General features: G+C 60.9%; 9 protein-coding genes. 2 read left to right on the top strand and 7 right to left on the bottom strand.

Annotation, left to right across the window (positions count from 1 at the left end; genetic code table 11):
* Window positions 1–99: 99 nt before the first annotated feature.
* The 4 genes from polB to araB all read right to left on the bottom strand — a co-directional run bounded on the left by polB (window position 100) and on the right by araB (window position 6,617).
* Window positions 100–2,457, bottom strand: a complete 2,358-nt coding sequence (gene polB, locus AS136_RS10445) for a DNA polymerase II (protein ID WP_008807463.1) — start codon at window positions 2,455–2,457, stop codon at window positions 100–102.
* Between the two features lie 104 nt (window positions 2,458–2,561).
* Window positions 2,562–3,257 (bottom strand): L-ribulose-5-phosphate 4-epimerase, encoded by a 696-nt coding sequence (gene araD, locus AS136_RS10440; RefSeq protein ID WP_023322057.1) that lies wholly within the window; start codon window positions 3,255–3,257, stop codon window positions 2,562–2,564.
* Between the two features lie 137 nt (window positions 3,258–3,394).
* Window positions 3,395–4,897, bottom strand: coding sequence for an L-arabinose isomerase (araA, locus tag AS136_RS10435; RefSeq protein ID WP_008807461.1), 1,503 nt, complete (start codon window positions 4,895–4,897; stop codon window positions 3,395–3,397).
* A 10-nt stretch (window positions 4,898–4,907) separates the two neighbouring features.
* Window positions 4,908–6,617: a ribulokinase gene (gene araB / locus AS136_RS10430; protein ID WP_012968947.1), complete on the bottom strand. Its 1,710-nt coding sequence runs from the start codon at window positions 6,615–6,617 to the stop codon at window positions 4,908–4,910.
* Window positions 6,618–6,953: 336 nt separating this feature from the next.
* Here araB and araC point away from each other — a divergent pair, with 336 nt between their 5' ends.
* Together araC and AS136_RS10420 are read left to right on the top strand one after the other, a co-directional pair.
* Entirely contained in the window at window positions 6,954–7,799 is an 846-nt protein-coding gene (gene araC / locus AS136_RS10425; protein WP_004204301.1) for an arabinose operon transcriptional regulator AraC, read from the top strand.
* A 128-nt stretch (window positions 7,800–7,927) separates the two neighbouring features.
* Entirely contained in the window at window positions 7,928–8,695 is a 768-nt protein-coding gene (locus tag AS136_RS10420) for a DedA family protein (protein WP_008807458.1), read from the top strand.
* Here AS136_RS10420 and thiQ read toward each other — a convergent pair.
* Genes thiQ through thiB form a run of 3 tightly spaced genes read right to left on the bottom strand, consistent with a single transcriptional unit; the run spans window position 8,682 to window position 11,936 of the window.
* The gene (gene thiQ / locus AS136_RS10415) at window positions 8,682–9,383 is read right to left on the bottom strand and encodes a thiamine ABC transporter ATP-binding protein ThiQ (protein ID WP_023322058.1); all 702 of its coding nucleotides are present in this window, start codon (window positions 9,381–9,383) and stop codon (window positions 8,682–8,684) included. The genes AS136_RS10420 and thiQ overlap by 14 nt on opposite strands.
* Window positions 9,367–10,977 (bottom strand): thiamine/thiamine pyrophosphate ABC transporter permease ThiP, encoded by a 1,611-nt coding sequence (gene thiP / locus AS136_RS10410; protein WP_023322059.1) that lies wholly within the window; start codon window positions 10,975–10,977, stop codon window positions 9,367–9,369. The genes thiQ and thiP overlap by 17 nt, the downstream gene beginning before the upstream one ends.
* Window positions 10,953–11,936 carry a thiamine ABC transporter substrate binding subunit gene (thiB, locus tag AS136_RS10405; protein WP_023322060.1) on the bottom strand — a complete coding sequence of 328 codons (984 nt, stop codon included), beginning with the start codon at window positions 11,934–11,936 and terminating at the stop codon, window positions 10,953–10,955. The genes thiP and thiB overlap by 25 nt, the downstream gene beginning before the upstream one ends.
* Between the last annotated feature and the right edge of the window lie 207 nt (window positions 11,937–12,143).

The raw sequence follows: 12,143 nt of genomic DNA, 5'->3' as shown, positions 1-12,143 counted from the left end.
ATGGAAAGGGCGCTATATTACTGGATGGAGGAACGTTCGTCACCTCCTCCGCACCCTTCATTTTTCGGCTTTTGTGCCTGCGGAATGAGTAAGAAAAAATTAAAATAGCCCCAGCTGTCCTGTCACTATTGTAGCAAAGTCATCGTTGACGAAGGGCAGGATCCCTTCCGCCACCGGCTGCAACTGCTTTGTTAAATAGTGATCGTAATCGAGCGGCGACTGCTGGTAATCCACCGGCTCCGGGCCGCTGGTGGTCCAGACGTATTTGATGGTGCCGCGCTGCTGATACTGCTGCGCCCGCCCAAGCTTCACGTTGTGTTCATCCGCCAGCCTCGCGGCGCGCACGTGCGGCGGCACGTTACGTTGATACTCGGCCAGCGGTCGGCGCAGGCGCTTGCGATAAACCAGCTGCTCGTCGAGTTCGCCATTCATCAGCCTGGCGATAGTCTCCCGCACATAATCCTGATACGGCTGGTTGCGGAAGATGCGCAGGTATAACTCCTGTTGAAACTGCTGGGCTAGCGGCGTCCAGTCGGTGCGTACCGTCTCCAGCCCCTTGAACACCATGCGCTGGGCATCGCCCTCCTGAATCATCCCGGCATAGCGCTTCTTGCTGCCGGTATCGGCGCCGCGGATCGTCGGCATTAAAAAGCGGCAGAAGTGGGTTTCATACTCCAGCTCCAGGGCGCTGGTCAGCTGGCTTTTACCAAGCTCCTGCGCCCACCAGGCATTGACGTCGCTGACCAGCTCGCGGCCGATCTCCGCTGCCTGTGCTTCGCTGTGCGGGCGTTTCAGCCAGACGAAGGTGGAATCGGTATCGCCGTAGATAACGTCGTAGCCTTTGGCTTCAATTAGCGCTTTGGTCTGGCGCATGATCGCGTGACCGCGCATGGTAATCGACGAGGCGAGACGCGGGTCGAAGAAGCGGCAGGCGCTGGTGCCCAGCACGCCGTAGAAGGCGTTCATGATAATCTTCAGCGCCTGGGAGAGCGGCTTATTATGCTGGCGTTTGGCTTCATCGCGGCCGTGCCAGATCTGGCTGACAATGCCGGGCAGGCAGTGTTTGTCGCGCGAAAAGCGGGCGCCAAGGAAGCCCTCGATGCTGTGCTGATCATCGGGCTGCGCCAGGCCTTCCACCAGGCCGACCGGATCGATTAGAAAGGTACGAATAATCGACGGATACAGGCTTTTATAGTCCAGCACCAGCACCGAGTCATACAGACCGGGGCGGGAGTCCATCACGTAGCCGCCGGGGCTGGCCTGCGGGGGGACGTCGCCGAGGTTCGGCGCCACGTAGCCCAGGCGGTGCATGCGTGGGAAATAGAGATGGCTGAAGGCGGCCACCGATCCGCCGTGGCGATCGGCGGGCAGACCGTTAACCGTCGCCCGTTCGAGCAGAAACGGCATGATCTCCGTTTTGTGGAAGATCCGCGTGACCAGCTCGCAATCCTGCAGGTTATAGATCGCCAGCGCCGGTTTGTCTTCATGGAAGCGGCGATCGATCTCGTCCATCCGATCCCACGGGTTGTCAATGGCTTTACCTTCACCCAGCAGTTCGCGGGCCACGGCCTCCAGTGAAAAGGAGGAGAAGTTCCAGAACGCGGATTTTAGCGCGTCGATGCCGTCGATAATTAGCCGCCCGTTGGCCTGGGCGAAAAAGACGCCGTTCTTAAAACCGTGCTCACGCCACTCCAGCTCGCTGTTGCCGCGGCCGAGACGCAGCGGGATACGATAGCGCTCGGCGTGCTTTTGCAGGACCCGCAGATCGAACTGCACCACGTTCCAGCCGATCAGCACGTCAGGGTCGTGTTCGGCAAACCAGGCGTTGAGCTTTTCCAGCAGCAGGGGACGGCTGGCGATGAAGACCAGCTCGAAGTCGACGTCTGGCGGCGTTTCCGGTTCGGGGCCCAGCATGTAGACCACCCGCTGGCCGCAGCCTTCCAGACCGATGCAGTACAGCTCGCCGTGGCGGCTGGTTTCGATATCCAGCGACACCCATTTCAGCGGCGGGCGATAGTCAGGGTTCGGTTTCATGCGCGCGTTGACCAGCTGTGAGCCGCGCGTTTCGCCTTCTACCCACACCGGGGCGGTGATAAAGCGCTCCATCAGGTAGCGCTCCGGCGGACGGATGTCACCCTCGTAGACGGTGACGCCGCTGTCGCGGAGCATCTTCTCCAGACGCATCAATTGACGATGGGCGCGACAGTAAAGGCCGACAACCGGCTGCCGGTGGAAATCTCTCAGGGTCAGTGGAGCGAAGCGGAAGCCTTTCTCCCCCTGCAGCAGCTGTTCAGCCTGCGCCTGCTGCGCTTCGGGGATAAAGGCAACGGACTCCTGCGGCGGCAGCGTGACCTGCAGCGGGCCGTCGTCGGTGGCCAGCCAGAAGGAGAGCTCGCTGCCCTGCGGGGTGTCCCGCCAGTGACGGGTGAGTAGAAAACCTGCTCGTGGCTGGGTCACGGGTATTCTCGCCGATAAAAAACCAGGCCTGATTATAGCCTGGTTTCATGATGGATGCTGGGGTTTTATACAGGTATTCGGCGCTAAGGTGGCGAGCAGGGTGATTATTGGCCGTAGTAGGCTTTGGCCCCGTGCTTACGCAGATAGTGCTTATCGAGCAGCGTCTGCTGCATATCCGGCAGCTGCGGCGCCAGCTGGCGACAGAAGATGCCCATATAGGCGATCTCTTCCAGCACGATGGCGTTATGCACCGCGTCTTCGGCATTCTTACCCCAGGCAAACGGGCCGTGGGAATGCACCAGCACGCCGGGCATCTGCGCCGGGTCGATTCCCTGCTGACGGAAAGTTTCGACAATCACGTTGCCGGTTTCCCTCTCATATTCGCCGTTGATCTCCGCATCGGTCATCAACCGGGTGCAGGGAACCGGGCCATAGAAATAGTCAGCGTGGGTGGTGCCGGTCGCTGGAATGGATTGCCCGGCCTGCGCCCAGATGGTGGCGTGGCGCGAATGGGTATGCACAATACCGCCCAGCGTCGGGAAGGCCTGATACAGCAGGCGATGAGTAGGGGTATCCGACGAGGGCTTCTTGTTGCCTTCCACCACCTCGCCAGTCTCCAGACTGACCACCACCATATCGTCGGCGGTCATCACGCGGTAATCCACGCCGGAGGGTTTGATAACCAGTACGCCCTGGCCGCGGTCGACGGCGCTGACGTTGCCCCAGGTTAAGGTCACCAGATTATGCTGCGGCAGCGCTAAGTTGGCTTCCAGAACCTGGCGTTTAAGATCTTCTAACATAGTGTGCTCCGAATAGCAGGCGAGTCGGGTATCCCTCACCCCGACCCTCTCCCGGCGGGAGAGGGAAAAAGGCGGCATGGCGCCCTGACGGTATCCTCTCCCCAACGGGGAGAGGGAAAGGGTGAGGGGACGGCCTCTTAGCGTTTTGAACCGTAATACACTTCATTCCAGCGCAGCGCGTCCTTGAAGGACGGCAGACGGGTATCGTTGTCGATGACCGTCAGCTCGATATTGTGCAGCTCGGCGAACTGGCGCATATCGTCGAGGTTCAGCGCATGGCTGAAGACGGTATGGTGCGCGCCACCGGCGATGATCCAGGCTTCCGAAGCGGTACGCAGATCCGGCTGCGCTTTCCACAGAGCGTTGGCCACCGGCAGCTTCGGCAGATCGTGCGGCGTCGGGACGGTTTCAATGGTGTTGACCAGCAGACGGAAGCGATCTCCCAGATCGATCAGGCTGGCGACAATCGCCGGGCCGGTCTGGGTATTGAAGATCAAACGTGCCGGATCCGCTTTGCCGCCGATACCCAGCGGCTGGACGTCGAGGATCGGTTTCTCAGCGGTAGCGATCGTCGGGCACACTTCCAGCATATGCGAACCGAGCACCAGGTCGTTGCCGTTGTCGAAGTGGTAGGTGTAATCCTCCATAAAGGAGGTGCCGCCCTGCAGACCGGTTGACATCACCTTCATGATGCGAAGCAGAGCGGCGGTTTTCCAGTCGCCTTCACCGGCAAAGCCGTAGCCCTGCTGCATCAGGCGCTGCACGGCGAGACCCGGAAGCTGTTTCAGGCCGTGGAGATCTTCAAAGGTGGTGGTAAAGGCGTGGAACCCGCCCTGCTCGAGAAAGCGTTTCATCCCCAGCTCAATGCGCGCGGCGTCCAGCACGTTCTGGCGCTTCTCGCCGTGAACCTGCGCTGCCGGGGTCAGACGGTAGCTGCTTTCATATTCATCGACCAGCGCGCTGATATCGCCGTCGCTGATGCTGTTGACCACCTGCACCAGATCGCCGACCGCCCAGGTGTTCACTGAGAAGCCAAACTTGATCTGCGCCGCGACTTTATCGCCGTCGGTCACTGCCACTTCGCGCATGTTATCGCCGAAACGGCACACTTTCAGATGGCGAGTATCCTGTTTGGAGACCGCCTGGCGCATCCAGCCGCCGATGCGCTGGTGGGCTTCTTTATCCTGCCAGTGGCCGGTGACCACGCTGTGTTGCTGGCGCATACGGGCGCCGATGAAACCGAACTCGCGGCCGCCGTGCGCGGTCTGGTTCAGGTTCATAAAGTCCATATCGATGCTGTCCCACGGCAGCGCGGCATTGTATTGCGTATGGAACTGCAGCAGCGGCTTGTTGAGGATGGTCAGGCCGTTGATCCACATTTTTGCCGGCGAGAAGGTATGCAACCAGACCACTAACCCGGCGCATTTGTCATCGTAGTTGGCGTCGCGGCAGATATGGGTGATCTCGTCCGGAGTGGTGCCCAGCGGCTTAAGGACCAGTTTGCACGGCAGTTTGGCTTCCGCATTCAGGCTGTTCACCACATGTTCGGCATGCTTCGTCACCTGGCGCAGGGCTTCCGGGCCGTACAGATGTTGGCTGCCAATAACGAACCATACTTCATAGTTATCAAAAATCGTCATTTTCGTATCCTTAATGGGTGAGCGCTGCCTGAGATTGCGGGGCTTTTTCCGCCTTTGCAGCCGAAGGGAGATAGTGTTGTTCAGCGCTGACCGACCACTGCTGGTAGCGCTGATAGAGTTGTTCGAAACGTTGCGCCTGCGCCGGGCGTGGCTGCAGGGTGGTTTCCACCTGGCTTGCCATCCGCTGCTGGGCGGCGGGAATATCGTCATAGACGCCGGCGGCGACGGCGGCGAAGATAGCCGCCCCCAGCGCACAGCACTGATCGGAGGCGACAATCTGCAGCGGGCGGTTCAGCACATCGCAGCAGGCCTGCATGATGACCTGGTTTTTCCGTGCGATACCGCCGAGGGCCATCACGTTGTTAACCGGGATCCCCTGCTCGGTGAAGCACTCCATAATGGCGCGGGCGCCAAAGGCGGTGGCGGCGATGAGGCCACCGAACAGCGCCGGCGCGTCGGTCGCCAGGTTAAGATCGGTGATCACCCCTTTCAGACGCTGGTTGGCATTCGGCGTGCGGCGGCCGTTGAACCAGTCGAGCACCACCGGCAGGTGATCGAGGGACGGATTATTGGCCCAGGCTTCGGTGAGCGCCGGCAGTAACTGTTTTTGGCTGGCTTTGATTTGCTCGCGCAACGCCGGCTGCTGCTGAGCCAGTTGTTCCAGCGGCCAGCCGAGAATGCGGCCAAACCAGGCGTAAATATCGCCGAAGGCGGACTGGCCTGCCTCCATGCCGATAAAGTGCGGAACCACGCTGCCGTCAACCTGCCCGCAGATGCCTTTTACCGTGCGCTCGCCGACGCTCTCTTTATCGGCAATCAGGATGTCGCAGGTGGAGGTGCCGATGACTTTCACCAGCGCGTTAGGTTGCGCCCCGGCGCCAACGGCGCCCATATGGCAGTCGAAGGCGCCGCCGGAGATGGCCACGGTCTGCGACAGACCCAGACGCTGGGCCCACTCTGCGCTCAGCGTGCCGACCGGCACATCGGCCGTCCAGGTATCGGTGAACAGCGGCCAGGCCAGATGCTGGTTAATGATGGGATCAAGCTCATCGAAGAAGCTGGCCGGCGGCAGACCGCCCCAGCTTTCGTGCCACAGCGATTTATGTCCGGCGCTGCAGCGGCCGCGGCGCAGATCCTGCGGACGGGTGGTGCCGGAGAGCAGGGCGGGTACCCAGTCGCAAAGCTCTACCCACGAGGCGGCAGCCTGGGCGACGGCGCTATCTTCGCGGGTGACGTGAAGGATTTTGGCCCAGAACCATTCGCTGGAGTAGATACCGCCGATATAGCGCGAGTAATCCTCTTTGCCCGGCTGGTGACACAGGCGGGTGATCGCCTCGGCTTCCTCGACCGCGGTGTGATCCTTCCACAGGACAAACATGGCGTTAGGGTTGTCAGCGAATTCTTCGCGCAGCGCCAGCACGTTGCCCTCGGCATCAACGGGAGCCGGGGTTGAGCCGGTGCTGTCGACGCCAATGCCCACGACGTCGGCGCGCTGTTCGGCGCTCAGCGAAGCGAGCACGCTTTTCAGCGCCGCTTCCATGGACTCGATGTAATCTCGCGGGTGGTGGCGGAACCGGTTGTTAGCCCCATCGCAATACTGTCCTTCCCGCCAGCGCGGATACCACTCTACGCTTGCCGCCAGCTCTGCGCCGGACGCACATTCCACCGCCAGGGCGCGGACTGAGTCACTACCAAAGTCGAGGCCAATCGCAATTGCCATCTTGTTACTCCATGCAGAAATCATTCATGCAGCAACAGTAGATATCCCCGGCAAAATCCGTCAGGCCGGATTCGCTAATCTTATGGATTATTTTGCTGTCACCTCGCAAAGTGTGACGCCGTGCAAATATTCGATGTGGACTTTCCTGCCGTATTTATAGACACTTTTGTTACCCGGTATATCACGGTGGAATGCACGCTGCTGGCGATTTTTCGCTTACCGTGCGGCTTTTTAGCGAAATTCCCACCGCCGTCGCAGTCGCGACAGGGCCGAGAGCGATAAAATGATGAATATGGACAATTGGTGTCACTAATACCTTCGGGGAGAACCACGCGTATGGCCGAAACGCAAAACGATCCGCTGCTGCCGGGCTACTCTTTTAACGCTCATCTGGTCACCGGCCTCACGCCGATTGAGGCGCAGGGATACCTGGATTTCTTTATCGACCGCCCGCTGGGCATGAAAGGCTATATTCTCAACCTGACGATCCGCGGCGAGGGTGTTATCAACAACCACGGCGAGCAGTTCGTCTGCCGGCCGGGTGATATGCTGCTGTTCCCGCCAGGGGAAATCCATCACTACGGCCGCCATCCCGACGCCAGCGAGTGGTATCACCAGTGGGTCTACTTCCGGCCACGCGCCTACTGGCACGAGTGGCTCAACTGGCCGACGATCTTCGCCCAGACCGGCTTTTTCCGTCCGGATGAACAGTGGCAGGCGCGCTTTGGCGAACTGTTCGGCCAGATCGTCGATGCCGGGCAGGGGGCGGGGCGCTATTCCGAACTGCTGGCGATAAATCTGCTGGAACAGCTGCTGCTGCGGCGCATGGAGGCGATCAACGAATCGCTGCATCCGCCGCTGGATAACCGGGTGCGCGACGCCTGCCAGTACATCAGCGACCATCTGGCGGACAGCCATTTTGATATTGCCAGCGTCGCCCAGCACGTCTGCCTGTCGCCCTCGCGTCTGTCGCACCTGTTCCGCCAGCAGTTGGGGATCAGCGTGCTCGGCTGGCGGGAAGATCAGCGCATCAGCCAGGCCAAACTGCTGCTGAGCACGACACGGATGCCGATCGCCACCGTCGGGCGCAACGTTGGCTTTGAAGATCAGCTCTATTTTTCGCGCGTATTTAAAAAATGCACCGGCGCCAGCCCGAGCGAATTCCGTGCAGGATGTGAATAAAAAGTAAAGAAAGTGAAATGATGACCCGCTTAAATATCACAGCCAGTAAACTATTAAGACAATTGGTGGCTTGACGAGGGCGCGATGGCTCCGGAGAATCCGGGCTTCGTTTTTTAACCGGGTACATTATGCAAGCATTGCTGGAACACTTTATCACCCAATCCACGGTCTACTCGTTGTTAGCCGTGATGCTGGTGGCCTTTCTCGAGTCGCTGGCGCTGGTGGGGCTTATCTTACCCGGAACGGTGATGATGGCCGGCCTTGGGGCGCTTATCGGCAGCGGTGAGGTTAACTTCTGGCAGGCGTGGCTGGCGGGGATTGTCGGCTGTCTGCTGGGCGACTGGATCTCATTCTGGCTCGGCTGGCGCTTTAAAAAGCCGCTGCACCGCTGGTCGTTTATGAAGAAAAACCGTGCCCTGTTGGAGAAGACCGAGCATGCGTTGCATCAGCACAGCATGATCACCATTCTGATCGGCCGCTTTGTTGGGCCGACGCGACCGCTGGTGCCGATGGTCGCCGGGATGCTCGATCTGCCGGTGGCGAAGTTTGTGCTACCGAATATTATCGGCTGCCTGCTCTGGCCGCCGCTCTATTTCCTGCCCGGCATTCTCGCCGGGGCGGCGATTGATATTCCGGCCGATGAAAACAGCGCCAGCTTTAAATGGCTGCTGTTGGGGGCGGCGCTGCTGGCCTGGCTGGCAGGGTGGCTGTGCTGGCGGCTGTGGCGGAGCGCGAAAACCTCAGGCGATCGCCTGACCCGCTGGCTGCCGCGCGGCCGACTACTGTGGCTGTCACCGCTGATGGTGGTGGTCGCCGCGACGGCGCTGACTCTGGTCTGCCGCCATCCGCTGATGCCGGTCTATCTGGCGATCCTGCACAAGGTTATTGCGCGCTGATGCCCATCAGATGTGAGGCGCTGCTGTTGCCGCTTAACAGCTCGGCGGTGGCGCCATCCCAGACAATCCGCCCTTCGGCGACCACTATCGAGCGCGGCGCGATGCGCGCGGCATCTTCCACGCTGTGGGAGACCATCAGCAGAGTGAGCTGCTGCTGCTCGCAGACATCGGCGACCAGGGACAGCATTTCCTGACGCAGCGCCGGGTCAAGCGCTGAGAAGGGTTCATCCAGTAACAGCACCGGCTGCTGGCGCACCAGACAGCGGGCCAGCGCCGCGCGCTGCCGCTGACCGCCGGAAAGCTCGCCCGGCAGGCGTTCCAGCAGCGCATCAATTCCCATCTGTCCGGCCATTGCCGCCACCTGCGCCTGCTGCTCGCGGCTCAGTTTCAGGCCCGGGTGGATCCCGAGGCTGATATTCTGCCGAACCGTGAGATGGTTAAACAGGTTATTCTCCTGGAACAGCATCGAGACCGGACGCTGCGCCGGCGGCGTCGCGTTATGCGCCTCGCCATTGATCCGCAGGCTGCCGCTGGCGGGCGGTAGAAAACCGGCGATCAGATTCAGCAGGGTGCTCTTTCCGGCGCCGCTGGGGCCGAGCACCGCGATGCGCTCGCCGCGCGCGACGTCAAGGGTAAAACGCATCGGCAGATGCTGGTACAGCCAGGTCACATCATTGAGTTTTAGCATCACGCCCCGGAAGTTTTTCAATCAGCGTAAATAATAAGAAACAGAGCAGCAGCAGGAGCAGGGCGGTGACGGCGCCGTCCTGGCTGCGGTAGGCGCCTATCTGCTGGTAGAGATAGAAAGGCAGGGTGCGGAACGCCTCGTTGCCGAACAGGGCCACCACGCCGAAGTCACCAATCGACAGCACGCAGGCAAAGGCGAGCGCCTGGGCCAGCGGGCGCCGGAGGGCGCGAAGCTCAACCACCCGCAGCCGCGTGAAGCCTTCAATACCCAGCGACTGGCACAGCATACTGTAGCGAGCGGTCACGTCGCGCATCGGGTTTTCCAGCACTTTAAGCGCGTAGGGGATCGCCATCAGGGCATTGGTGAAGATGACGATGCCGTCGGCGGACTCCGGCAGTCCGACGCTGTTACTGAGCAGCAGAAAAAAGCCAGTGGCCAGCACAATCCCCGGCATGGCAAGGATTAACATGCCGCTCAGCTCCATCGCCTGCCCGGCCAGCGGCCGCTGGCGGGCGCGCAGCTCCCGGCTGCTCCACAGCAGCATCATCGTCAGGGTTACGCTCAACAGCCCGGCGGCGATGGCGATGCGCAGAGAGGTACTCAATGCCTGCCAGAGCGCCGGCTGCGCCAGCACGTTCAGCATGTTGCGGTTGATCCCGTCGACGATGACCGCCAGCAGAGGCGGGAGCAGCAGCAGCAGGGCGGCGCCGATCAAGAGTCCGTCGCTCAGGCGGCTGTGCAGACGATCGTCAGGGTCGCGCCAGCCGCGGACATGGCTGACGCCGATAGCCACCGCTTTACTCAGACGCTGGCTGAGCAGTACCAGCGCGAGGCAGCAAAGCATCTGGATCAGCGCCAGCATTGCCGCTCGCGCCGGATCGTAGTCAAAGCTCAGCGCCTGGTAGATAGCCAGCTCAATCGTGGTGGCCTTCGGGCCGCCGCCCAGCGACAGCACGGTGGCGAAGCTGGCGAAGCAGAGCATAAAAATCAGCGCAGCGACGGCGGGAATGTGCCGGCGCATCCACGGCCATTCGACGAGGCGGAAGAAGGCATAGCCGCGCATGCCAAGCTGGGCGGCAATTTGCCGCTGTTCACCAGGGATACTCTCCAGCGCCTGCAGCAGCAGGCGGGTGGCCATCGGCATATTGAAAAAGACGTGCGCCAGCAGGATGCCCTGCAGACCGTAGGGCGAGAAATCCCACTGCCAGCCGAGCGCGTGGAACAGCGCGGCGATCCACCCCTGGCGGCCATAGACGCTGAGGATGCCGAACACCGCCACCAGCACCGGCAGGATTAGGGTCATCGCGCACAGGCGCAGCAGCAGTGTGCGGCCCGGGAAGCGACGCCGGTAAAGGGCGCGGGCGAGAAAGATCGCCGGCACCACCGAGAACAGCGCTGACAGCGACGCCTGCCAGAAGGAGAAGCGCACCACGTGCCACAGGTAGCTATCGCTGAAGACCGATTGCCAGCCCGCGCCGGGGGCGCTAAACCACAGCGCCAGAAACGCCGCCAGCGCGACGGCGCAGAGCAGGGTGGCGGCAAAAAGGCCCGGCAATAGCCCGCGAAGGTTTAGCGGCTGACGGCGCGTTGCCATGCATTAATCCAGGTCTGACGCTCGCTGGCGACCTGCTGCGGGGTAAACGCCAGGGTGGTCTGCGGCTTCACCAGGGTATCAAACCCGGCCGGCAGCGCGACCTGAGTCACCGGATACATCCAGTTCCCGGTGGGGATGGCGTTCTGGAAGCCAGGCGAGACCATAAATTTGAGGAACTTCTCCGCCAGTTCCGGCTGCTTGCTGGCGGCGGTACGCGCGGCAACTTCGACCTGCAGATAATGGCCTTCGGCGAAGCTCGCCGCCGCATAGTTGTCTTTCTTCTCTTCAATAATGTGGTAAGCCGGCGAGGTGGTGTAGCTTAAGACCAGGTCGCTTTCCCCTTTCAGGAACAGACCGTAGGCTTCACTCCAGCCCTTGGTGACGGTGACCGTTTTCGCCGCCAGCTTCTGCCAGGCCTCGGGTGCTTTATCGCCATAGACCTTTTGCATCCACAGCAGCAGGCCCAGCCCCGGGGTACTGGTGCGGGGATCTTCGTAGATGACGCGCCATTTCTGCGGGCTCTCAACCAGCTCTTTCAGGCTTTTCGGCGGGTTAGCCAGTTTGTTTTTGTCATAGACGAAGGCGAAATAGCCGTAATCGTAGGGGACAAAGGTGTCATTATCCCAGCCGCCCGGCACGCTGACCGCGCTGGCAGGTACGTGGCTTTTGGCGAACAGTTTACTCTGCGCCGCGGCTTCCAGCAGGTTGTTATCCAGGCCAAGCACGATGTCGGCCTTGCTGTTCTTGCCTTCCATGCGCAGGCGATTCAGTAGCGAAACGCCATCTTCCAGGGCGACGAACTTCAGTTCGCAGCCGCAGTCCGCTTCAAAGGCTTTTTTGACCGCCGGGCCGGGGCCCCAGTCGGCAGAGAAGGAGTCATAGGTATAGACGGTGAGGACAGGCTTAGCCAGAGCGGGCATGGCGACCAGCGCCAGCAGCGGGAGTAATTTTTTCAACACTTTGCACCTCAGAAAAAAGGGGTGGCAAAGGATTTTGAGTGAGCCTCAAATCCCTTCGCCGGCGTTATCCGGATCAGGTTCGACGGGTATTTTCTCAGCCCATACGCTTCATCCTTCAAGCCGCATCTGCGTTAGCTTCGCGCGTTCACCCCAGTCACATAGTTATCTATGCTCCAGGGGATTCACCCGCTTGCTGCCTTGATGCAA

It is taken from the genome of Klebsiella sp. D5A, assembly GCF_001620885.1.
GTDB classification, from domain to species: domain Bacteria; phylum Pseudomonadota; class Gammaproteobacteria; order Enterobacterales; family Enterobacteriaceae; genus Klebsiella; species Klebsiella variicola.
The sequence above is the reverse complement of the archived record's forward strand: the minus strand, read 5'-3'. Positions and strand labels throughout refer to the sequence as shown.